The sequence below is a fragment of the Streptomyces sp. V1I1 genome (genome assembly GCF_030817355.1).
Taxonomy (GTDB): Bacteria; Actinomycetota; Actinomycetes; order Streptomycetales; family Streptomycetaceae; genus Streptomyces.
Genome location: NZ_JAUSZH010000001.1, coordinates 1,543,613 through 1,566,349 on the forward strand (window position 1 = coordinate 1,543,613; position 22,737 = coordinate 1,566,349).

General features: G+C 70.2%; 21 protein-coding genes and 1 pseudogene. 13 read left to right on the forward strand and 9 right to left on the reverse strand.

Annotated features, from left to right (window positions below):
• Window positions 1-54 precede the first annotated feature (54 nt).
• Window positions 55-783 carry an SDR family oxidoreductase gene (locus QFZ67_RS07585; RefSeq protein WP_307660325.1) on the forward strand — a complete coding sequence of 243 codons (729 nt, stop codon included), beginning with the start codon at window positions 55-57 and terminating at the stop codon, window positions 781-783.
• A 318-nt stretch (window positions 784-1,101) separates the two neighbouring features.
• On the opposite strand, the gene alc is transcribed toward QFZ67_RS07585, so the two are convergent.
• Window positions 1,102-2,217 (reverse strand): allantoicase, encoded by a 1,116-nt coding sequence (gene alc, locus QFZ67_RS07590; protein ID WP_307665758.1) that lies wholly within the window; start codon window positions 2,215-2,217, stop codon window positions 1,102-1,104.
• On the reverse strand, window positions 2,217-3,560 hold the full coding sequence (gene allB, locus QFZ67_RS07595) for an allantoinase AllB (protein ID WP_307660326.1): 1,344 nt from the start codon (window positions 3,558-3,560) through the stop codon (window positions 2,217-2,219). The genes alc and allB overlap by 1 nt, the downstream gene beginning before the upstream one ends.
• A gap of 336 nt (window positions 3,561-3,896) precedes the next feature.
• Between allB and QFZ67_RS07600 the strand changes: the two genes are divergently transcribed.
• Complete coding sequence (locus QFZ67_RS07600; RefSeq protein ID WP_307660327.1) at window positions 3,897-4,697, forward strand: IclR family transcriptional regulator; 801 nt, start codon at window positions 3,897-3,899, stop codon at window positions 4,695-4,697.
• A 54-nt stretch (window positions 4,698-4,751) separates the two neighbouring features.
• Here the strand turns inward: QFZ67_RS07600 and QFZ67_RS07605 are convergent, their stop codons facing one another.
• A complete protein-coding gene (locus QFZ67_RS07605) occupies window positions 4,752-5,333 on the reverse strand; it encodes a TetR/AcrR family transcriptional regulator (RefSeq protein ID WP_307660328.1) in 582 nt (193 codons plus the stop codon).
• 91 nt (window positions 5,334-5,424) lie between these two features.
• Between QFZ67_RS07605 and QFZ67_RS07610 the strand changes: the two genes are divergently transcribed.
• Entirely contained in the window at window positions 5,425-5,844 is a 420-nt protein-coding gene (locus QFZ67_RS07610) for a nuclear transport factor 2 family protein (RefSeq protein ID WP_307660329.1), read from the forward strand.
• 98 nt (window positions 5,845-5,942) lie between these two features.
• Here the strand turns inward: QFZ67_RS07610 and QFZ67_RS07615 are convergent, their stop codons facing one another.
• Together QFZ67_RS07615 and QFZ67_RS07620 are read right to left on the reverse strand one after the other, a co-directional pair.
• Complete coding sequence (locus tag QFZ67_RS07615; RefSeq protein WP_307660330.1) at window positions 5,943-6,266, reverse strand: DUF5955 family protein; 324 nt, start codon at window positions 6,264-6,266, stop codon at window positions 5,943-5,945.
• Window positions 6,267-6,387: 121 nt separating this feature from the next.
• Window positions 6,388-8,286: a serine/threonine-protein kinase gene (locus QFZ67_RS07620; RefSeq protein WP_307660331.1), complete on the reverse strand. Its 1,899-nt coding sequence runs from the start codon at window positions 8,284-8,286 to the stop codon at window positions 6,388-6,390.
• A 167-nt stretch (window positions 8,287-8,453) separates the two neighbouring features.
• Between QFZ67_RS07620 and QFZ67_RS07625 the strand changes: the two genes are divergently transcribed.
• Complete coding sequence (locus QFZ67_RS07625) at window positions 8,454-9,059, forward strand: nucleotidyltransferase family protein (protein WP_307660332.1); 606 nt, start codon at window positions 8,454-8,456, stop codon at window positions 9,057-9,059.
• A gap of 215 nt (window positions 9,060-9,274) precedes the next feature.
• Entirely contained in the window at window positions 9,275-10,897 is a 1,623-nt protein-coding gene (gene aceB, locus QFZ67_RS07630; RefSeq protein ID WP_307660333.1) for a malate synthase A, read from the forward strand.
• Between the two features lie 292 nt (window positions 10,898-11,189).
• Here aceB and QFZ67_RS07635 read toward each other — a convergent pair whose 3' ends face one another.
• Window positions 11,190-11,660: an ATP-binding protein gene (locus QFZ67_RS07635; protein WP_307660334.1), complete on the reverse strand. Its 471-nt coding sequence runs from the start codon at window positions 11,658-11,660 to the stop codon at window positions 11,190-11,192.
• Between the two features lie 185 nt (window positions 11,661-11,845).
• Here QFZ67_RS07635 and QFZ67_RS07640 point away from each other — a divergent pair, with 185 nt between their 5' ends.
• Together QFZ67_RS07640 and QFZ67_RS07645 are read left to right on the forward strand one after the other, a co-directional pair.
• Window positions 11,846-12,679, forward strand: coding sequence for a helix-turn-helix transcriptional regulator (locus QFZ67_RS07640; RefSeq protein ID WP_307660335.1), 834 nt, complete (start codon window positions 11,846-11,848; stop codon window positions 12,677-12,679).
• Entirely contained in the window at window positions 12,676-12,882 is a 207-nt protein-coding gene (locus tag QFZ67_RS07645; protein WP_307660336.1) for a DUF397 domain-containing protein, read from the forward strand. The genes QFZ67_RS07640 and QFZ67_RS07645 overlap by 4 nt, the downstream gene beginning before the upstream one ends.
• Window positions 12,883-12,965: 83 nt before the next feature.
• Here the strand turns inward: QFZ67_RS07645 and QFZ67_RS07650 are convergent, their stop codons facing one another.
• From QFZ67_RS07650 to QFZ67_RS07660, 3 genes are all read right to left on the reverse strand, one after another.
• Window positions 12,966-14,018: a DUF4232 domain-containing protein gene (locus QFZ67_RS07650; RefSeq protein ID WP_307660337.1), complete on the reverse strand. Its 1,053-nt coding sequence runs from the start codon at window positions 14,016-14,018 to the stop codon at window positions 12,966-12,968.
• A gap of 240 nt (window positions 14,019-14,258) precedes the next feature.
• Window positions 14,259-16,901 carry an MXAN_6230/SCO0854 family RING domain-containing protein gene (locus QFZ67_RS07655; RefSeq protein WP_307660338.1) on the reverse strand — a complete coding sequence of 881 codons (2,643 nt, stop codon included), beginning with the start codon at window positions 16,899-16,901 and terminating at the stop codon, window positions 14,259-14,261.
• A gap of 268 nt (window positions 16,902-17,169) precedes the next feature.
• Window positions 17,170-18,036, reverse strand: a complete 867-nt coding sequence (locus tag QFZ67_RS07660) for a PhzF family phenazine biosynthesis protein (protein WP_307660339.1) — start codon at window positions 18,034-18,036, stop codon at window positions 17,170-17,172.
• Between the two features lie 245 nt (window positions 18,037-18,281).
• Between QFZ67_RS07660 and QFZ67_RS07665 the strand changes: the two are divergent.
• The 6 genes and pseudogenes from QFZ67_RS07665 to QFZ67_RS07690 form a co-directional block, all read left to right on the forward strand.
• A pseudogene (locus tag QFZ67_RS07665) lies at window positions 18,282-18,525 on the forward strand (ATP-binding protein); the annotation flags it as partial.
• 47 nt (window positions 18,526-18,572) lie between these two features.
• Entirely contained in the window at window positions 18,573-18,806 is a 234-nt protein-coding gene (locus QFZ67_RS07670) for a hypothetical protein (RefSeq protein WP_307660340.1), read from the forward strand.
• A 64-nt stretch (window positions 18,807-18,870) separates the two neighbouring features.
• A complete protein-coding gene (locus tag QFZ67_RS07675) occupies window positions 18,871-19,542 on the forward strand; it encodes a DUF2637 domain-containing protein (RefSeq protein WP_307660341.1) in 672 nt (223 codons plus the stop codon).
• A 150-nt stretch (window positions 19,543-19,692) separates the two neighbouring features.
• On the forward strand, window positions 19,693-21,138 hold the full coding sequence (locus tag QFZ67_RS07680) for a replication initiator (protein ID WP_307660342.1): 1,446 nt from the start codon (window positions 19,693-19,695) through the stop codon (window positions 21,136-21,138).
• Window positions 21,138-21,362, forward strand: a complete 225-nt coding sequence (locus tag QFZ67_RS07685) for a helix-turn-helix domain-containing protein (RefSeq protein ID WP_307660343.1) — start codon at window positions 21,138-21,140, stop codon at window positions 21,360-21,362. Before QFZ67_RS07680 ends, QFZ67_RS07685 begins: the two co-directional genes overlap by 1 nt.
• On the forward strand, window positions 21,362-22,669 hold the full coding sequence (locus QFZ67_RS07690; protein ID WP_307660344.1) for a site-specific integrase: 1,308 nt from the start codon (window positions 21,362-21,364) through the stop codon (window positions 22,667-22,669). The genes QFZ67_RS07685 and QFZ67_RS07690 overlap by 1 nt, the downstream gene beginning before the upstream one ends.
• The last annotated feature ends 68 nt before the right edge of the window (window positions 22,670-22,737 follow it).

Here is a 22,737-nt window from a genome sequence, read left to right on the forward strand (position 1 = left end):
GAGGCGGGGCCGCTTTCCTTGAAGTCGTAACCACTACTGACATAAGGGGTACGGATGTCCAGGACGGCTTTGGTGACCGGTGGCAGCCGCGGCATAGGGGCGGCGATCGCGCTGCAGATGGCACAGGAGGGGGTCGATGTGGCGATCACCTATGTGCGGGACGAGGAGGCCGCCCAGGAGGTGGTCCGCAAGATCGAGGCGGCAGGGCGGCGAGGCCTCGCGCTGCGCTCCGACGCGGCGGACGCGGAGGCGGCCCGCGCGGTCGTCGGCCAGGTCGTGGACCGGCTCGGAAGCATCGACATCCTGGTCAACAACGCGGGCGTCGGGCGGCTCGGTCCGGTCGAAAGCCTCGCGCCGGCAGATGTGGACGAGGTACTCGACGTGAATGTGCGGGCGGTGTTCCTCGTCTCGCAGGCGGCGGCAGCGCGGATGGGTCGCGGCGGGCGAATCATCTCCATCGGCAGCTGCATGACGAAGTACGTACCGGGCCCGGGCGGCACGCTCTACGCGATGAGCAAGGCCGCGCTGACGGGTCTGACCAAGGCGCTGGCCCGGGAGCTGGGCAGCCGCGGAATCACGGCGAACCTGGTCCACCCGGGCCCGATCGACACGGCCATGAACCCGGCGGACGGCCCGTACGCCGAGCCGCAGAAGGCGGGGACGGCGCTGGGGCGCTTCGGCAGCGCCTCCGAAGTCGCCTCCATGGTGGCGTACTTGGCGAGCGACGAGGCGGCGTACGTGACGGGCGCGGAACTGTCGGTGGACGGCGGCCACGCGGCGTAACGCCTGCGGCGGCCTGTTCCCCACCCCGCCCCTTCCCGCTGTATCGATTTGCGGCTCCGCCGCGTGGGGGGCAAGCCCCCAGACCCCGGTACGCCCTTCGGGCGTTGTCCTCAATCGCCGGACGGGCTTGAAGTTCCGCCCGTCCGGCCGGAACTTGAGCCCGCCCGGACAAATCAAGCCCCTCCGGCGATTGAGGAGCGGGGTTCGGGGCGGAGCCCCGGTCGGGCCGAATGTTCAGCCCCGCCGGCGATTGAGGCGCGGGGTCCGGGGCGGAGCCCCAGTTCAGGGAAACGGGCGGGGTGGGGGAAAACCCCCGGGTCAGCCGCCCAGCTCCTGGTGACGCGCCACCAGGCGACCCGCCCCCTCCTCCGTCAGAGAACCAAAGACCCGCAGCCGCGAAATCCCGCCATCCGGATAGATGTCCACCCGCACATGCGTCCCCACCGCCACCGCACCCAGCACAAAGCGATGATTCGTGTCCGGCTGCAGACGCGTCCGCGGCAGAATCTCCGCCCACTCCCCCTTCTCACCGTCGCGGAGCGAAACCGCCGCCCACCCCGCGCTGTTGCCCTTCAGATACGCCGTATCGATCTCCACCGCGCGGATCTCGGACTGCTCCACCAGCTGGTAGCGGATCCAGTCGTTGCCCTTGTCCCGGCGGCGGCGGGTCTCCCAGCCGTCGTCCATCTTGCGGGAGCGGCCCGGCTGGATGGTGTTGGTGGCCGGGGAGTAGAAGCGGTCGGAGGCGTCCTCGACCTGGCCGCCGTTCTCCAGCGCGACGACGTCGAACGTGCCGAGCGCACCGAGCCACGCCGGGTCGGGCGCGACCTCGCCGTAGACCCGCAGGCGGGCGATGCCGCCGTCGGGGTGCTGGTTGACGCGCAGATGCGTGAAGCGCTGCTCGACGTCGACCGCGAAGCCGTTCGCCGCATGGCCGCCGATGGCCGTACGGGGGACGAGCGTTGTCCACTTCACGTCGCCGCCGATCAGGTCCTCGGGCGACGGGGACCCCGGCACCGATGCCGCCTCGACCGACACCGCCTGCGGGTAGTTGCCGCGGAAGTGGGCGGTGTCGATGACGATGCCGCGTACGACACCGGGCGCGCCGAGCCGTACGAGCGCCCAGTCATGATCGTCTTCGGTCGGGTGGGGCTGCGCGGCGCTCACACCGCGGCGACGGCGGGTCTCCCAACCGTCCATGATCTTGCCCTTGTGGCCGAAGTGCTCCGGGTCGAACTCCGCGGCCTCGGGCTTCAGCATGTTCTCGCGCTCGGCGAAGAACTCGTCGTTGGCGGCGATGACGCCCGCGCCGAGCCGCCGGTCGGCGAGGTCGGCGTAGTGGACGAACGGAAAGTCGGCCGTGCGGTAGTCGGCGTACGGGTCGCCGCCGCCGAACGGGCGGGCGTCACCGGTGAAGGAAGGGATGGACACGATCAGTTGTTCCTTTCGAGCAGCCGGCCGGTCGGCTCGGCCAGGGTGCCGTTCTCCACGATGCGTTCGCCGCGCAGCCACGTCGACCTGACGACTCCGTGCAGGGTCTTGCCCGCATACGCCGTCACCTGGTTGCGGTGGTGGAGTTCGGCCGGGTCGACGGTGAAGGTCTCGTCGGGCGCGAGGACCGCGAAGTCGGCGTCGCGGCCGGCTTCGATGGCGCCCTTCTGATCCAGTCCGGCGAGCCGCGCGGGGGCCGCGGACATCCAGCGGACGACGTCTTCGAGGGTGCGCCCGCGCTTGCGGGCCTCGGTCCAGATCGCGGGCAGGCCCAGCTGGAGGGAGGAGATGCCGCCCCAGGCGGAGGCGAAGTCGGGGGTTTTCAGCTCGGTGGTGCAGGGCGAGTGGTCGGAGACGATGCAGTCGATGGTGCCGTCGGCGAGGCCTTGCCAGAGGGCGTCCTGGTTCTCGGCCTCGCGGATCGGCGGGCAGCACTTGAACTCCGTTGCCCCGTCCGGGACTTCCTCGGCCGTGAGGGTGAGGAAGTGCGGACAGGACTCAACAGTGATCTCGACGCCCTCGCGCTTGGCGGCCGCGATCAGCGGCAGCGCGTCGGAGGAGGACAGATGCAGTACGTGCACACGGGCGCCCTGGCGCCTGGCGTGCGCGATCAGGCCTTCGATCGCGGTGTTCTCGGCGTCGCGCGGCCGGGACGCGAGGAAGTCGGCGTACTTCGGTCCTGACTCCTGTGGCGCCGCGGCCAGGTGGTGCGGGTCCTCGGCGTGCACGATCAGCAGTCCGCCGAAGCCGGCGATCTCGGCCATCGACCGGGCGAGTTGGTCCTGGTCGAGCTCGGGGAACTCCTCGACGCCGGACGGCGAGAGGAAGCACTTGAAGCCGAAGACCCCCGCGTCGTACAACGGCCGAAGGTCCTTCACATTGGACGGGATCGCGCCGCCCCAGAAGCCGGTGTCGACGTGCGCCTTGGGCCGCGCCACGTCCTGCTTGGTACGGAGGTTGCCGACTGTGGTGGTCGGCGGGAGGGAGTTGAGGGGCATGTCGAGCAGAGTGGTGATACCCCCGGCCGCGGCCGCGCGGGTGGCGGTCCAAAAGCCCTCCCACTCGGTGCGGCCGGGGTCGTTCACATGGACATGGGTGTCGACGAGTCCGGGGAGTACGACATCGTCCCCGAAGTCCTCGAGCCGGGCGCCAGCCGGCACCTCGGCGTCGTAAGACAGCACCGCCGTGATCTTCCCGGCGGCGACGGCGACGGATGCGGCGCGTGTCCCCTCCGGGGTGATCACGCGCGTCGAGCGCAGTACCAGGTTCACGTCCATATCGGACACCCGTGCCCCTCACTTCCGTTCCGTACACGAATTCGCACAGCAAAATTCAACGAACTGTTGAAGAAGTCTTCACTCCGGAGTCCGGCCCGTCAAGACCCTTCCTGGGCGGCCGCCCTTGATGATCACGCTTGGATATTTCCACAAAGTGAAACTGGAATTTCATGAGGCAGAAGGTAGCTTTGGACAAGGGGCCATCGAGAGATCGCCGAAGGTGACCGCCGACACACGGACAAACGCCCCCTGACCGGCAAAGACGCCTTTGACCAGAGCGATGTGCCGCCCGCAGCCGCCCGGTAGGCTGCTGACTTGCCTGCCTGCCCGAAAGGACCCGCCCACGTGCCGACGTCCAGCGCCAGCGCCACCGACGCCGCCAAGACCGCTCACAGCGGTGGCGTGCAGTCCCTGGAGCGCGCCTTCGACCTGCTCGAAAGAATGGCCGACGCCGGTGGCGAGGTCGGGCTGAGCGAGCTCTCCGCCAGCAGCGGCCTGCCGCTGCCCACGATCCACCGGCTGATGCGCACGCTCGTGGCCTGCGGTTACGTACGCCAGCAGCCCAATCGCCGCTATGCGCTCGGCCCCCGGCTGATCCGCCTGGGCGAGTCCGCGTCCCGGCTGCTCGGCACCTGGGCCCGGCCCTACCTCGCCCGCCTGGTCGAGGAGACCGGCGAGACGGCGAACATGGCACTGCTCGACGGCGACGAGATCGTGTACGTCGCGCAGGTGCCGTCCAAGCACTCCATGCGGATGTTCACCGAGGTCGGCCGGCGGGTGCTGCCGCACTCCACGGGCGTGGGCAAGGCGCTGCTCGCACACACCCCGCCGGACGAGGTGCGGGCGCTGCTCGCCAGGACCGGCATGCCCGCCGCCACGGAGAAGACGATCACGACGCCCGAGGGCTTCCTCGACGCGCTCGAGCAGGTGCGGCGCACCGGCTATGCGGTGGACGACAACGAGCAGGAGATCGGGGTTCGCTGCCTCGCCGTCTCGGTGCCCAACTCCCCCACGGCGGCGGCGGTTTCGATCTCGGGCCCGGCGGGCCGGGTCACCGAGGCGGCCACCGAGAAGATCGTCCCGATCCTCCAGGAAGTCGCCCAGGACCTCTCGGCGGCGTTGGCGAACCCGTCCGCGCAGGGCTGACGCCCAAGAACAGCAGACCGCGCCGGCGACCCATGGTCGCCGGCGCAGGTGCGTTCAGACCGTGGCATCCTGAGCGTCCTGCGAGCGATCCGCTTCCACCAGCGTGCGCGCCGCCTCCCGGGCCCGCCCCGCCGTCGCGCTGTTCCCGGAGATCGCGGCCGTCACCGTCGCACCTTCCACGAGCAGGAGGAGCGGCTCGGCCAGCCCGGCGGAGAGGCCCGCCGAAGCCACCAGGCCCGCCAGATACCGCCGCAGCGCATCGACATGATCGCGGGCGGCGGTCGCGACCCCTTCCGATGTGGCTCCCAGCTCCCCGAAGGAGTTGACGAACGCACAACCACGGAAGTCGGGCTCATCGAACCACGACTCCAGCCAGTCGAAGACCGCCAGGATCTTGTTCTCCTCGGCGGGCCGGGCGTCGACATAGCTCGCCAGCGATGCCCGCCAGCGCGCGTCGCGGCGGCGCAGATAGGCCTCCACCAGGCGCTCCTTGGAGGGGAAGAGCTGGTAGAGGCGCTTGAGTGACACCCCCGACTCGTTCCGGATCTCGTCCATGCCGACCGTCTGCAGTCCCCGCCCGTAGAGGAGCGACTCGGCTGCGTCGAGGACGCGGACCTCCAGTGCTGCGGCTTCCATGCCAACCCTCGCCTTGCGTGAGAATCACCGTTCTCCTACGCTACTGCACACCGGGGAGAACGCACGTTCTCCCGCTGTCGATGGGAGAGTCATGACCGCCACGAGGCCGCCGTTCCCGCCCTTCACCGCCGAGACCGCGCTGCAGAAAGTCAGGGCCGCCGAGGACGCGTGGAACAGCCGGGACCCCGAGCGGGTCGCCCTCGGCTACACCGAGGACTCCGAGTGGCGCAACCGCGATGTGTTCCTCTGTGGGCACGCGGAGATCGTGGAGTTCCTGCGCGAGAAGTGGCTGTACGAGCTGGACTACCGCCTGCGCAAGGAGCTGTGGGCATTCACCGACAACCGCATCGCCGTCCGTTTCGAATACGAGTGGCGCAACGACGAGGACCGGTGGTTCCGCAGTTACGGCAACGAGAACTGGGAGTTCGACGAGAAGGGACTGATGCGACGCCGGTACGCGAGCATCAACGACTTCCCCATCGCCGCGGACGAACGGCGCATCGCACTCTGAGGACAATGAATCAAGCCCGTTGGGGGTCCCCCCGGACGAAGTCTGGGGGGAGATTGAGGACGAATCGGCTGCCGGACTGGCGGCCCGTCACTCGGCAGTCAAACCCGCCGCTGCGGCGGCACCTCGCCGAACAGGTCCACCGCGTTTCGCAGCACCATCAGCGCGGGCCCGAGCGCGCTCACCGAGCCGATCGCGCCCGCGATCAGCAGCAGCGAGCGGCGCATCCGCGGGATTTCGGGGTCGTCGGCCGCCACCATCGCCGCCAGAACGGCCAGTTCGTCCTCCGCGATGCCCCGGTCGGGGAACTCCGCCGGGTGACCGGCGAGTTCGCGGCGGAGCCGGGAGACGGCAGCGCGCAGCTCCGCCGACCTCGGGTCCTCGCCGCTCCCTGTCACCCGCGTCTGCCCCACGCTCCGCAACAAAGCTCTCCCCCTCGCACACCTTTGTGCCAGCTCGAAAACCCGTCGGTCGTCGGTCAGCCGCCCGGGGTCGCGGGCAAGTTAACGCCATCCGATGCGGTGGGCGCCACTCCGTGGACGTAATTCAGGACGTCGGCTGTACGGAGTCGATCGCACCGCGCCAGACCGTGACATCAACGGTGATGTAGTGACTGGGATCCCCTTCGGGCGACCTCCCCTGGTAGGTCACCAGGCCCACGTTCCCCGTCTCACTCAGCACACAGAACTTCGCGCCCTTCGACAGGTTCTCGATCTTGAGTGTGGTGGCGAACCGGGTCTCGCTCCGGCAGGTCGCCAGGTCGGCGTTCTGGCCGGTGCGCAGCAGGACCAGCTTCGCGTTCTTGGCATCGATCGAGCCGAGGTAGTACTCGTGCTCGAAGTCGATGGTGTTGGCGCTGTCACCCTCAATCGGCTTGACCGGCTCGTCGCCGAGGTTGATGCCGTAGTCGTCCGTCACGTTGAGGCCGTTGTACGTCTTGGGCGTCGGATCCGCGACCGGTTCGGCGGGCTTGGAGGACTGGTCGCCGCCCGGGGTGCCGGGGTCCTGCGTGCCGTCCCCGCTCGCGTCCGGCGAGCTGCCGGCCTTGTCCTGGCCCTGCGACTCGTTGCCCTTGTCCTTGCCCGACAGAGCGAGGTACACGCCGCCGCCGGCCAGCGCACCGATCACCAGGGTGGCGACGACGGCGATGGCGAGGGTGCTGCCCTTCTTCTTCGGCGCGGCGGGTGCGAGGGGCCCGGAGACCGTTTGGTACGGCTGCGGTTGGTACGGCTGCGGGGGCCGGACGTACTGGGGTGCCGTCTGCGCGTGCGGGGTGGCATGCGCGTGCGGATAACCGTAGGTCGGCGACTGGGCCGGCGGGCCGAAACCGGGCGGCGGGGTCGCCGGGGTGGACGCCGTCGTGGGCGGCGGAACCGGAGCGGGCGACTGCATCTGGGCCTGGCCGGCGGTCTGGGTGGGCGCGTAGTGGGGCGGCTGCTGGACGGGAGCCTGAGCAGCGGCCTGCGTCGGCGGGTGGGCCGGAGGCTGCACCGGAGCCGGGGCCTGCCCGGCGGGCGGGGTCACCGGCGGCGCGGGCGCCGCCTTGCGCGTGGTGATCTCGGCGGCGACGGCGCCCGGCAGCCACTCCTCGGGCCGGCGCAGCACCGTTTCCGCATTGGCGGACTGGCAGATGGCGAGGAGGTCGGCGACAGAAGGCCGGGTCTCGGGGTCCTTCGCCAGGCAGCGGGTCACCAACTCGCTCAGCTGCTCTGGCAGTTCGGTGAGGTCGGGCTCCTCGTGCACGATCCGGTAGAGCACGCCGTGCGAAGTGCCTTCGCCGAAGGCCGCCTTGCCGGTCGCCGCGTACGCCGCTATCTGGCCGAGCGCGAAGATGTCGGTGGCCGGGGTGACCTGGCTGCCGGCCGCCTGCTCCGGGGCCATGAAGGAGGGGGTGCCGATGGTGACGCCGCTGCTGGTGAGCGAAGTCGCGTCGGCGGCCCGGGCGATACCGAAGTCGATGACGCGCGGCCCGTCCGATGCGAGCAGGACGTTGGCCGGTTTGAGGTCGCGGTGGACGATGCCCGCGCCGTGGATGACGTGCAGCGCCTCGGCGATCCCGGCGACCAGCAGCAGCACGGTCTCCACCGGCAGCTTGCCGTGCTGGATGACGGCGTCGGCGAGGGAGGGCCCGGGGACGTAAGCCGTGGCGAGCCAGGGCTGCTTGGCCTCGGGATCGGCGTCGATGACCGGCGCGGTGTAGAGGCCCTGCACGCGCTGTGCGGCCTGCACCTCCTGCGCGAAGCGGCGGCGGAATTCGGCGTCTTGGGCGAAGTCCGGCCTGATCACCTTGATGGCGACCGGGCGGCCGCCGGGCGTGTACGACAGGTACACCTTGCCCATGCCACCGGCACCGAGCCGAGCGGACAGCCGGTATCCGGCGACATTCTGCGGATCTTCTTCGCCCAGCGGCTGGAAGACCGCTCCGTCGTGCGCACGCCCACTCATCAACTCTTGTCCCCCATGGCCAACTTCAGTATCAGAGGTGCACCTTATCCAAGCGCACGCCTCGCTCTCCACGTCGGACGAGTGGCGTGACCCGGGCGGTTGCATGCCCTTGCCGACGGACCGCCACCGGCTCGGTACTTCGACCGCATATGAGGTAAGGAGTCCTTATGGCACAACCACCGAAGGAACCGATCGTCGCCGGACTGCTGCTCGCGGCGGGCGGCGGGCGACGACTCGGCGGGCGCCCGAAGGCGCTGCTCCGGCACCGGGGCCGGCCGCTGGTCGAGCACGCGGTGCGCATGCTGCGCGAGGGCGGCTGCGGACCCGTGCATGTGGTGCTGGGCGCGGCGGCCGATCGCGTACGGAAGGAGGCCGACCTCTCCGGCTGCGTACTGGTCGACAACCCGGAGTGGGAGGCAGGCATGGGCTCCTCGCTGCGCGCGGGCCTGGAGTCGCTCGACGCCACGGAGGCGGACGCGGCGCTCGTCTCTCTCGTGGACCAGCCGGGGATCGGTGCGGCGGCAGTGGCCCGCATCCGCGCCGCGTACCGCTCCCGGGATTCGCTCGCGGCCGCCGCGTACGAAGGAGAGCGCGGCCATCCGGTCCTGTTCGGCGCGCACCACTGGAAGGACATCGCGGCGAGCGCGGTAGGCGACCGCGGCGCACGCGCGTATCTGAAGGCGCACGAGTCCTCGCTCGCGCTGATCGAGTGCGGCGACATCGCAGAGGCGTACGACATCGACACGGCAGAGGATCTGACGCACCTTGAGTGAACGGCGTGGCACTCTGCGCCATGGTCTGTCGACTCAGAGAATCTCGATATCAACAAACCATTGAACTTCCACCATGAGAAAACTACTATCCACTGGTCAGAAGCGCCCGACCCCCAGACGGCGCCCGCGACCGCACCTCGGTCATGCGGCACCGAGTGCCGCGTCTGTACGCCCGGCGGCCGCCAGGCACCGCCCGCTGAAGGAAGTGACAGCTCATGTCCGCACCAGCGCCGTCCCCGCTGGCCATCGTCGAAGCCGAGCCCCTGCCCCGGCAGGAAGAGGTCCTCACCGACGCGGCCCTCGCCTTCGTGGCTGAGCTGCACCAGCGGTTCACGCCGCGGCGCGACGAGCTTCTCGCCCGTCGCTCCGAGCGCCGCGCCGAGATCGCCCGTACCTCCTCCCTGGACTTCCTCCCGGAGACCGCGGCGATCCGTGCGGACGACTCCTGGAAGGTCGCGCCGGCCCCCGCGGCACTCAATGACCGCCGGGTGGAGATCACCGGTCCGACCGACCGCAAGATGACCATCAACGCGCTGAACTCCGGCGCCAAGGTCTGGCTCGCAGACTTTGAGGACGCGTCTGCTCCCACGTGGGAGAACGTTGTCCTCGGCCAGCTCAATCTGATCGACGCCTACGAGCGGAAGATCGACTTCACCGACCCGAAGTCCGGGAAGTCGTACGCCCTGGGACCGAACGAGGAGCTCGCGACCGTCGTGATGCGCCCGCGCGGCTGGCACCTCGAGGAGCGCCACCTCCAGTTCGACGGCCGCCCGGTCCCGGGCGCGCTGGTCGACTTCGGCCTGTACTTCTTCCACAACGCCAAGCGCCTGATCGGCCTCGGCAAGGGCCCGTACTTCTACCTCCCGAAGACGGAGTCGCACCTGGAGGCCCGCCTCTGGAACGACGTCTTCGTCTTTGCCCAGGACTACATCGGCATCCCGCAGGGCACCGTCCGCGCGACCGTCCTGATCGAGACGATCACCGCGGCGTACGAGATGGAGGAGATCCTCTACGAACTCCGCGATCACGCGGCCGGCCTCAACGCGGGCCGCTGGGACTACCTCTTCTCGATCGTCAAGAACTTCCGTGACGGCGGCGAGAAGTTCGTGCTCCCGGACCGCAACGCGGTGACGATGACGGCCCCCTTCATGCGCGCGTACACCGAACTCCTCGTCCGTACGTGCCACAAGCGCGGCGCCCACGCCATCGGCGGCATGGCCGCCTTCATCCCGTCCCGGCGCGACGCCGAGGTCAACAAGGTCGCCTTCGAAAAGGTCAAGGCCGACAAGGACCGCGAGGCGGGCGACGGCTTCGACGGCTCCTGGGTCGCCCACCCGGACCTGGTCCCGATCGCGATGGCCTCCTTCGACGCGGTACTGGGCTCCAAGCCCAACCAGAAGGACCGCCTGCGCGAGGACGTCTCGGTGGCGGCCGGCGACCTCATCGCCATCGACTCACTGCACGCCAAGCCGACGTACGAGGGCCTGCGCAACGCCGTCCAGGTCGGCATCCGCTACATCGAGGCGTGGCTGCGCGGCCTGGGCGCGGTCGCGATCTTCAACCTGATGGAGGACGCGGCCACCGCGGAGATCTCCCGCTCCCAGATCTGGCAGTGGATCAACGCGGGCGTCGTCTTCGAGAACGGCGAGCTCGCCACCGCGGACCTGGCTCGCAAGGTCGCGGCGGAGGAACTGGCCGCGATCCGCGAGGAGATCGGCGAGGAGGCGTTCACGGCGGGCAACTGGCAGCAGGCGCACGATCTGCTGCTGAAGGTGGCGCTGGACGAGAACTACGAGGACTTCCTGACGCTGTCGGCGTACGAGCAACTGCGCGGCTGAATCTCTGCAATGCACTGGACGCCCCCGGTACCGCGCAGCACCGGGGGCGTTGTGCTGTCGCGAACTGCGCACGCCGCGTCTCTCGCGTGGACGGCGAGGACGTCCTCAAACGGCAGTACGTCCTCGGTCTGCCAGTCCCCCATGATTTCCAGCCCGGCACGCTGCAGCAGCTCCGTGAGCTCGACTCTCCCACCCGTCATGGGAGCCCATCCTGCCCGAATCCGGCACCGCTACTTCAGTGGCGGACGATCCCGGCCGCGCGGTCGGCCCCGTAGCCCTGATTCGGAGAGAACTACGCGGTATTCAATGCGAGTTCCGCCCATACGTCTTTGCCGGGGGCGCCGACACGGGGAGTGACGCCCCAGCGATCGGCAAGCTGGGCGACGAGGTACAGGCCGCGGCCCGACTCCTCGTCGAGGGGTGGCGGCGCCTCGAAGGCAGCGGGGGTGGGGCATCGCTCGCTGCGGGTGTCGGCGACCTCGAGGCGGAGGGTGGCCGCGGCGGTCGCGGTGAGGCGGAGGTGGAAGTCCCGGCCGGGGACGTGTCCGTGGCGCACGGCGTTCGCGGTGAGCTCGGCGGCGATGAGGGTGACCGTCTCGTTGGGGGCGGAGTCGCACGGGTAGCCCCAGTCGTCGAGCCGGTGCGATACGAGCCGGCGGCCGAGGCGGGCGCCGCGGGGGGTGGAGGTGAACTGCATGGAGAACTCGCGTGTGGGGGTGGGGGGTTGTTGGGGTGTCACGTGAGGGGTAATTGCTCGGTTCATGGCGAAAACGGTGGCGGTGCGTGCGTAGCGTTGACCAGGAGAGACTCGCTGACGGGCACGGGCTGTACGCGTCATGGGGCGGCGTGTACGCGGCTGAGAGCGTGACCGGCTCAGGGGTGGTGCGTTGGCCGCGCAGGTGTGATGCGTGGATGTCTGGGCGGGACGGTACGGGAGGTGCGGGGGTCATGGACGATCAGCAGCAGCCGGAGTACGAGTACGAGGCGGGATCGGGCATCCTGCACCTCTTCGGGCAGCAGTTGAAGCTGTGCCGGGTACGGGCGGGGCTGGAACGGCCGGAGTTCGGGTCAATGACGGGGTACTCGGCATCAACGATCGCCTCGTTCGAGCAGGGGCGCCGGATTCCGCCGCCGAGGTTCATCGACAAGGCGGACGAGGTGCTGGACGCGGGCGGGTTACTGCGGGCGAGCAAGGAGGAGGTGGCGCGGGCGCAGTACCCGGCGTTCTTCCGGGACGCGGCGCGGTTAGAAGCGCAGGCGGTTGAGCTGCACGTGTACGCAACGCATGCCGTGCCCGGGCTGTTGCAGAGCGAGGAGTACGCACGGGCGGTATTCGCCATGCGGCGCCCGCTACTGGAGGAGGAAACCGTCGTCCAGCGGGTCGCCGCTCGCCTCGCCAGACAGGAGATCTTTTCGCGGACGCCCCTGTCTACCATCAGCTTCGTCGTCGAGGAATCCGTGCTGCACCGCCCCTTGGGCGGAAGAAGTGTGATGCATGGTCAGTTGGAACAGATGCTGCTCTGCGGACAGCGTCGCAATGTCGAGCTGCAGGTGATGCTGACCGACCGCGAGGAACATGCCTGCTTGGCTGGTCCGTTCACCTTGATCGAGACGAGGGAAGGGCGGAGGATCGCGTACGTTGAGGCGCACAAGGACAGCCGTCTCTACACGGAGCGACAGCCGGTCCGGGAGATCGAGGAGCAGTACGGGATTCTCCGGGCGCAGGCGCTCACTCCGCGCGAATCGCTGGCCCTTATCGAGAAGTTGCTTGGAGAGAGATGAACGTCGAAGCGCCTGTGCAGACTGTTCCCGAGGCGGCCTGGTTCAAGAGCAGCTACAGCAGTGGCGAGGGCGGCGAATGCGTCGAGGTCGCGGCCTGCCCCGGCACCATCCACGTCCGCGACTCAAAGGACAAGGCAGGGCCAACCCTGCTCGTGGCTTCCGAGGGCTGGACAGCATTCGTGGAGTTCGCCGCGCAGGGCTGAGCCCACACAACGACGACCCCGCCACCGGAAGCGATCGGTGACGGGGCACCGTCTTGTACGCACCTGTACGTGACAGCAGCGCCCTAGCGGACCACCACCGTGCGTTGCGCGGAGAAGTCGCCCCACTTCCCGTCGGGCAGTTTTGCGGACAGGGATGGAGGTTCAGGCGACTGCATGCCGGACGCGCCGCCGGTGACCGGCCCATTCGTCTCGTCCTTCTTCCAGGGGCCGACACCGAGCTTCCCCGTCGTGCCCAGGTCGAGCTCCGGGATCACCATCACCGGGTCGGCACCGGGCTTCGCCCACACCCTCACGTATGGGGCGTTCACGGGATTGCCGACACCGGCTTCGACGGTGTTGCGCCAGACCAGACCTGCGTAGGCGCGCTCGCCGGGCTTCAAGACCAGCAGCTGGGGCACGCCGTCGGCTCCGGTGCCGGTGGCGACAGCGCTGCCGTCATGGAGGATCTTCACGCTGTTGACGGGCTTGTGGCCCTCGTCGAGGAGCTGGAGCTGCGGGTAGCCGTTGAGCCGGCTGGTTCCAGTGCCGCAGTTCTCCAGGTGGAGACTCACGACGCGGAGTCCCATGGCGGCATCGCCATCATCGGCGTACACGCGCACTCCCGAGGGCGGGCAGGGGCCCCCTTCGGAGGGTGCTTCGTCGGCGGGGACGCTCCTCACCTCGGCGATCTGCACGCGTGCCTGGCCGCGTGCGTCCGACGGAAGCCCGCCCATGGCGACGGTGCGCTTCACGGTCCGACCGGACTTGACGGACGGCACTGTCTGCTTCGTACTTGTCAGCGCCTCTCCGGAATCCGACAGGAACGTGAAGGTGATCGTGTAGGTGAAGGGTTCGGTCTCGTGGTTGGTGACCTCGAACTCGGCGCAAACACGGTCGCCGCCGCTCAAGCCGGTGATCTTGACTCCGTCCTTCTCCAGACCGGAAGGATCTTCAGGCAGGGCCGAAGTGCCGGGCGCGGCCGGCGTGTCGGAGGTCTGAGCCCCGCAGGAGGACTTGCCGGGAAGACCCGGGGAGTCCTCCTGCGTCTGCTTCAAGCCGTCGCTCTGCGATCCGCAAGCCGTGAGCAGCAGGACGCCGGCGACGACGATGGGAAGGGTGAGGGAGGCACTACGCATTCGCCGAGTCGATCAGGACTAGACCACGTCAGGCCGCGACAGAAGTCACACTTCCGGTAACAAGCCTGTCACAGGCAAGTGAGCAGTACGGACGGGAGCTTGCCGATGAGAATCTGTTCGTCGGGAGCTCGGCTGGATCCCGAAAGATCACCCGCTCCCGCTTCAGCGCCCGGAAGAAGGAGCGCGGCGCGGAATGGAGCCACTTCGCGCGGTCGCCGGTCACCGGTCACCGGTCACCGGTCACCGGTCACCGAGGATCGAGGATCGAGGATCGAGAGCCGTGACCATGTCGGCGGCAGCGAGCAGGCGCACCCGCGCAGCGTCCTGGCTGAGCGGATACAGGGCGAACACCTCGCTTCCGTCGGGCAGTTCCAGGTCTCCTCGGAGCAGGTATGCCAGCCGCGGTCCCGCCGACGGCCCGTCACCATCGTCGCCCTCGCCCGCGTGAGCGTCCGTGTCGGGCGAGCCGATCCGGGCAGCGAAGTCCGCCACGTCCTCGCCGTCCCGCCGTCGGTACACGCTCCGCGAACCGTCCGTGTGGCGCACAACGACCGTGGCCGCCCGGGCCGCGGCCTGCCACACCGCCAGCTCGCCCAGGCCGACGCGCGAGCCCGAGGCGAACAGGTCCGTCAGCCGGTGGGCGAGGGTGGCCAGCGCGTCAGCGTGCCGCCACACGGCGTGGTGCGTACCGGTGACCCCCTTGACGACGTCGAGCCAGCGCATGGTGCGTGCCTGCACGTCGATGAGCAGCGGCACGCAGGCGCGGCTGCTCCCGGTGAGGTCGAAGCGCTGCTCGACGGAGCGCGGGTCGAAGACCGGCCCCCGGTTCCCGGGTTGGTCCCGCAGCATGAGCCCGGCGAAGGCTTCCGCCAGGTCGCCGAAGGGGACGTTGTTGTACGAGTAGACGACCGCGACAACGTATCGGACGCCGGCTGCGCCGAGCCGCTCCAGATCGAGGTCCACGAACTCGCTCGCGCCGAGCGGAGGCGGCGCGTCCTGGAGGTCGCCGGAGTGCACCGCGGCATGGCTCGCGAACCGCAGGCTGGTGTAGTCGCAGACCCCGACCTGCCGCCAGTCCGCGTCGAACATCGCGGCCGACAGGTCCAGGTCGGTCCTTCCCGAGGTGGGGCTCTCCATCCAGTGCAGGAACAGGCGCAGCGTCCTGCCGTCCGGTACGGCGAGTTCGCTGCCGCGCGGAAGGGTCACCAGGGCTCGGGACGCGGTCCGTTCGGTGAACGGCGCGACGACAGCGTCCAGCGCGGCGTCGACGACCGCGACCTCTACGGGTGCCGCGTTCCCCGCCCGGCGCAGCATCTCCGCCGTCAGCACGTCGACCACGGTCCGCACGAGGGCGGCGGGCAGCGTCGGCCTCTCGTCGTCGATCACATGGGTCTTCGCCGCCGCGCCCTTGGGGAAGAACACCCGTGCCACGCGCTCCCGGATCCGGGTGCGGATCGCCCCGAGCGCGGACAGCAGGACGGCCGGCGCCACCCGCGGAACCACCCGCTCCAGCGCGGAGACGACGGCGCTGGCGCCGTCCTCGTCCCCCTCGCCGATCAGGCGCAGCAGGTGGTCGAGGCGGCGGACGAGTTCGCCCGGCCGCCGCTCGAGCAGCGTGAGCGCCCCTGCGATGTCGCGGGCCGCGAGGGCGGCCTCGACCTGGCCGCTCCAGCTGGAGGCCGTGACGGCCGGGCCGGTGACGTCGATGGCGTCGACGGTCTCCGCGGCCGTGCGCAGAGCGGCGGACAAGGCATCGTCGCCGAGCCGGGTGCCGCGCAGCGCGGCGAAGGCGAGTGCCGCGCGCGGGAACCGGTCCGTGTGCTCGAAGGGGTGCAGGAGTTCCGCCGCGTGGATCCAGGCCCGCCGGTGCCGCCGCATGTCCTGGGCGGCCTGTGCCGGGTCCAGTGTGTCGAGGACGGACAGCAGGGCGCGGCGCAGGGGCCGGGGTACGGCGGCGAAACGCGGGATCTCGACGAGTCCGGCGTCTCCGCCGGAGCGGACCGCGAGCACGCGCAGCACATCGGTGGCGGTGTCGATGAGCCGGGCCATGACGGGAAGGGTGGTCGGCGTGGCCGCGGGATCGGCGAGCAGCCAGACGACGAGGCGGGCCTTCGTCTCCCGGCCCGGCACGGTGGTCGGCAGTCTGTCGAGGTCGTCGCGGGTCCTGGCGGCAAGCAGCGCTTCCAGGTCGTCGGTGTCCTGGGGGCTGAGAGCGCCGGTGCGGGAGAGCAGGGTGTCCAGTTCACGGGCCGCGTCGGCCTGACGGGCCGCGAGGTCGCCGCCGTACGACAGAAGGCGCAGCCGCTCGGGCGGCGCGGCACGGCGGAACAGCTGTCGGCGCGGGCGCTTGGGGCGCAGGAACGGATCGGACGGGTCGATGCGGCGCTCGCACACGGGGCACGCCGAGAAGTCCGCGCCGTCGAAGCAGGCGCCGCACACCAGGTGGGCGCACGGCGAGACGGGCACGACGGATTCCACCGTGCCGCAGAGCACGCACGGCTGCTCGGGGCGCTGGAACAGCACGGTGAGCACGCGGTCGACGTAGTGCGTGTATGTGTCGTGCGGTGTGGTGTCGGGGAAATCGCGCAGCAGGGGCACATGCTCGCGGTCGGCGCCGAGGGCGCGGTCGATGTCGCCGAGCAGTTCTCGGCCCACCGCGCCGAGGGTGGGTGCGTCGAGTGCGGCGAACGCGGCGCGCAGCAGCGGTGCCAGCAGGTAGCCGCGGTCGACGAGGTCGGCTTCGAGCAGGGCCACGTCGCCGCCGGCCGGGATTGCGGCGGCTGCCGGAGCGGGCGGGTAGACGGCGCCGCGGCGCGACAGAAGCACGGCGGCGAGGCTGCGCGGGCGGGTGGTGGTACGGGTGGTGACCGTGGTGCTGGACAAGTCTCTTTCTCCCCCTTCCGGATGACCGGGTGTCGCGCGGGGCGGGAAGTGAGCACGCTGATTCATGAGAAGAAGTGAGAAGGAAGCACACTCGGGAGCCGCCCCGCGCCCCGTGAACGTAACAGCCGTCGGGCCAGCGGTTCATCCTGTTTTCCGGGCGTGCGTCGCCCCTGGGCGAAAGCCGCCCGTGACCACAGGGTGCCCTGACGTGGCTCGGAACCGGACGGGCCGCGGCGTCGGCGGTCCCGCCGCGGGCGGCCGGCCCGCGTCAGGGGATCCGTGTGCCCGTCCCCGTCACCCGCACCCGCGGGTCGCCCTCGCGCAGCTCCACGGTCAGCACCCCCGGACGCCCCATGTCCTCGCCCTGGTGGAGAGTGAGCACCGCCGCCTCGGGGACCAGGCCGAGTTCCCGGGCGTACGCGCCGAACGCGCCGGCCGCCGCGCCCGTCGCCGGGTCCTCCACCACGCCGCCCACCGGGAACGGGTCGCGCACGTGGAAGACGCTCTCCGACTCCCGCCACACCAACTGCACCGTGGTCAGATCGAGGCGGTGCATCAGGGCTTCGAGGCGTTCGAAGTCGTACGCCAGATCCGCCAACCGCTCACGGGTCGCGGCCGCGAGCACCAGATGCCGCGCGCCGGCGAAGGCGATACGGGGCGGCAGCGCGGGATCCAGATCGGCGGCCGGCCAGGCCAGCGCGGCCAGCGCCTCGGCGAGGTCGGCGTCCGCGATGTCCTCGCTGTGCGGCTCGACCGTGGTGAGTGTGGCCCGCAGCGCCCCGCCCTCTTCGCTCACGGTCACCGGCACCGTCCCCACACACGTCGCGAACACCAGGTCGCCGGTCCCGATGCGCTCGCCGAGGGCGATGGCGGTGGCAACCGTGGCGTGACCGCAGAACGGCACCTCCGCCTTGGGGCTGAAGTACCGGATGGTGAACGCCCGCCCGGGCTCCCCGCCGAGCCCCGCGGGCGGCGCGGACAGGAACGCGGACTCGCTGTACCCGAGGTCGGCGGCGATGGAGAGCATGTCGGCGTCGCCGAGTCCTGAGGCATCGAGGACGACCCCGGCGGGGTTGCCTCCCTCGGGGTCGCCGGAGAAGGCGGTGTAGCGCAGGACTTCGTGCTTGGTGGTCATGACCTGCGGAACTACGGACCGATGTGGTTTGTTCCCGACCAAGGTCAGGGTGTGTGGTGTGCCGCCACGGACGGGGACGGTGCACCCCACGTACACGAACTGCAAGCCCACGTACACCGCCCACCGGTCAGCGCGTCACTGCTGGTCAATGGCACGGGAGGGACGGAACCCTTGGCCGCAGGAATCCGGCAACCACCCCGCCCACGGGACTCGTTCACGACCCCGCCACCACCCATGAGTGCACGATGCAGTTCACCTCGACTCCCCGCGGCGCGCGCCTTGCCCGCCGGCTCGTCTCGCACCGGCTGCACGAATGGGGCCACCCGTACGGCTCCACCGCCAACGAGACGATCACGCTGATCGCGGCCGAGCTGGTCGCGAACGCCGTACGTCGGGCACGTACCCGGGCGGGACTTCCACCTCCGCCGTGCCGAGAGCCCGGCCGCGCTACGCATCGACGTCACCGACACCCGGAAGCCGCGGTGGCCGCGCTGGGCGACGACATCCGCAACTGGCCCGACGCCAGCCCGGTCACCTTGCAGGACCCCGCCTACGTCGGCGTCGCGGTGATGGCGATGCAGGGCCGCCCCGGCTACACCCGCATCCGCACCCCATACGTCGCAGACGCCGACGCGGCCCGCGTCGCCGAGGGCACCTCTGATCTGACCGCCGACCCGGACCTGTGCCTGGACGCCCTCCTCGACTCGACCGGCCGGACGTTCCCCGACGACGAAGGACCGGGCGGCGCGCCTGTCCCGCTCGTCAAGTAGACCGAACGACCCACGCCAGAAAGGAGGTTGAGGATATGGCGGAGGAACGGTTCACCCGGCGCACGTGACCGTGGTCATGGCGGTCATCGCGGCGCTGGCCTTCGTCTTCTCCTTCGGCAACGTCTGGGCACTCGCCCTGCGGCTCGGTGTGCCCCACCCGATCGCCCCACTGATCGCCCCCATGGTCGATCTGTCCGTCGTCGGACTCCTGGTCGCCCTGCGGTTCCTGGCCCTGCGCAGCGTGCCCAAGACGGAGTTGAAGGCCGGTACCCGGCTGCTGCACCTGTGCGGCCTGCTCACCCTCGCCCTGAACACCGCCGAACCGCTGCTGACCGGACGCTACGGACGCGCCTGCCTGGACACCGTCGCCCCGCTCCTGCTGCTCGGCTGGGGCCACGTCGGCCCAGCCTTCCTCGCCCAGTTCCACACTCTCACCCGCCCCACCCCGCACCTGGAGGCCGCCGCCCCCATCTCTGAACCGGTGACCGCCGAAGTACCCGTACCCGAGCCCCCGACGCCCGCTCCGGCTCCGGCTCCGGCCGCTCTGCCCGTCGCCGTCGCCAAGACGACCCGGCCCGCCTCCGGCCCGGCCCTGCCGGTCGCCCTGATCGACTCAGCCCGGCGCATCGCGGACACCCACCGCGCCGAGCACGGAACTCCCATCACCGCCGCCCACCTGGGCACGCGCATGGGCGTCGCCCTGCCGGTGGCCACCGCCGCACTCGCTCAGCTCTGAGCCCCAGCCGTCCCCGGGCAAATCCCCCTCTCTGAACCCACGCCCGCCAACGGGTCTGGTTCGCCATGCCCCGAGCAGCACCAACGCGCCTACAGATCCGGCTGGTTGCTGCTCGGGGCCACCCACCCGAACAGAAGGGACACGCCCCGAATGGTCACCCTGGACCTGCGCCACGTGGCAAGCCCCGCCGTGCGGGACCTGCTCCACCTCGTCAACCACCCCGACTTCGACCGCGCGCAACAGCAGATCGAGCGCCTCGGCGGCTGCACCGAACCCGTCCGCCTGACCGGCCACACCACCACCGTCGATTCCGCGACGGGTGAGGTGCTGCGCTCCTACACATCCTCCGCCGAACCGACGGGCAGCCTGCTCACCACCTGCGGCAACCGCCGCGCCTCCCGCTGCCCAGCCTGCTCCCGCATCTACGCCGCCGACACCTACCACCTCATCCGCGCCGGCCTCTCCGGCGGCAAGAACGTACCCGACACCGTCCGCACCCACCCCCGCGTCTTCGCCACCCTCACCCCGCCGTCCTTCGGCCCCGTCCACAACCGCCTCACCACCCCCGGCGGCGATATCCGTCCCTGCCGCTGCCGCAAGCTCCACGACCCCACGGACGCCCAGATCGGGACGCCGCTCAACCCCGCGACGTACGACTACGCGGGCGCGGTCCTGTTCAACGCCCACGCCTCCGCCCTGTGGGCCCGCTTCACCACCTACCTGCGCCGCGAGATCGCCGCCCGACTCGGCATGACCCAGAAGGCCGCCCACGCGGTCCTGCGGATCTCCTTCGCCAAGGTCGCCGAGTACCAGCAGCGTGGCCGGGTCCACTTCCACGCCGTCATCCGGCTCGACGGCCCGGACGGCACCAGCCAGCCCCCGCCGCCGTACGCCACCGTCACCGTGCTCACCGACGCCGTACGTGCCGCCGCCGCACGGGTCCGCGTCACGGTCGAGTCGGATGCGGTCGGGGAACGCGAACTCGGCTGGGGCGAACAGCTCGACGTACGCGAGATCACGGCCTTCGGCACCGGTGCCGAATTCACCGACCAGGCCGTGGCCGCCTACGTGGCGAAGTACGCCACCAAGTCCGCTGATGCCTCCGGCGCCCTCGACCGCGCCCTGTTCTGCCGCCCCTGCCAGGGACGCGGCGCCACCCTCCTGCCCCACGGCACCCCGCTCCCGTGCACCGCCTGCGACGGCACCGGGCAGGCCGGGCCGTTGCCCCGGCTCGCCGTCGCCCGGCACGTGCGGCAGATGATCCGCACCTGCTGGGAACTGGGCCGCCTGCCGGAGTTCGCCCACCTCAAGCTCCGGAAGTGGGCGCACATGCTCGGCTTCCGGGGCCACTTCTCCACCAAGTCCCGCCACTACTCCACCACTCTCGGCGCACTGCGCGACGCCCGCCGCGCCTGGCGCACCGAACAGGCCCGCACCCACGCCGGCATGCCCGACCTCGACCCGACGACCACGCTCGTCGTCGGCCACTGGGACTACCTCGGCTCGGGCTACAGCGCTGGCGCCGCACTCCTCGCCGCCCGCGTCTGGCACAGCAAGGAACTGGAACGGCAGTTCGCGGCCGAAGGGGGCTGTTGATGGCCTCGCCCCCGCTCGCCGTCCTCCACGCGGAGGCGGCACCGGTGCTGGATCTGCTCGCGGTGCCCCAGTTCATGGCTCATCTCCAGCTCGGCCGCTCCGCCGTCTACGACCTGCTCCGCTCCGGCCAACTCGCCTCGATCACCCTTGGCCGCGCCCGCCGCATCCCCACGGACTCGCTCACCGACTTCATCCGTACCCGCCTGGAACAGGAAGCCGCCTGATGACCACTGCCCGCCCCGCTTCGTCCCGCCGCTCCCGCACCCGTGCGAACGGAGACGGGACCGTCTACCAGCGCAAGGACGGACGGTGGGAAGCCGCCGGATACGTGCTGGCCCCCGGCAACACCCGCAAGCGCGTCCGTGTCTACGGCGCTACCCGTAAAGACGCGCTGACCAAGCTCACCGAAAAGATCGCCGCCAGCAACCGCGGACTCCCCGTCGCGACGGCCGACAGCACCGTGAGCGCCTACCTCACGTACTGGCTGGACGGCGTCGCCGTTCACCACCTGCGGGAGAACACCCACACCCGCTACGCCACTTCCATCCGCCTCCACCTCAAGCCCGGCCTCGGTGCCAAGAAGCTCGCCCGGCTCACCACCCGCGACGTCCGCACCTTCCTCGACGGGCTCCGCACCACCTGTCAGTGCTGCGTTCAGGAACGGGACTCCGTTCAGCGGTCCTGCTGTGCCATCGGCCAGTGCTGCGAGAAGCGGCTCTCGCCGCTGACCGTGACGTACGTCCACGCGGTCCTCAAGTCCGCCCTGGAACACGCCGTCCGCGAGATCGAACTCCCGCGCAACGTCGCCCGGAACGTCAAAACGACCACGCCCCGCCCCAGGCGCTTCCAGCCCCTCACCGCCACCGAAGCCCGGCAACTCCTCCAGGCGGCCAACAGCGACCGGCTTCACGCCCTGTATGAACTCGCTCTGCGCACCGGACTCCGCAAAGGCGAACTCCTCGGCCTCCACTGGGAAGACCTCGACCTCGACGGCGGCACCGCCACCATCCACCGCTCCCTCCAGCGCACCCGCAGCCAAGGGCTGACCATCCTGCACACCAAGACCCTGGCCTCCGAGCGACGCATCGCCCTCCCCACCGAATGCATCAACTCCCTCAAGATCCACCAGGAACGGGAGCAGGAAGAGCGCCGGGCGGCCGGAACAGGATGGACGGACAACGGGCTCGTCTTCACCACCCAGAAGGGCAAGCCGCTCGACCCCACCAACCTCACCCGCCGCTTCCGCCGCCTCCTCCACAGCGCAGAACTCCGGACGATCCGCTTCCACGACCTCCGCCACTCAACCGCAACCCTCCTCCTGGAACAAGGCGTCGACCTCTTCGTCATCAAGGAACTCCTCGGCCACGCCCACATCGGCGTCACCGCCGGCGTCTACGCCCACGTACGACTCCGCCTCCAGCGCCAGGCCATCGACACCCTGGGCAGCGCCCTCGGCCCCTGCGGCTTGCGATCCCCACGGATCTCGAAGTCCATCGCATCCCCTGAGCTGGGGCGTTGCGACGACCGCTAGAACCCAAGAAGATCCCGGCGGGGCTTCCGCCTAAACACCCGCTCGACATTTGCGAGCGAGATTTCTTG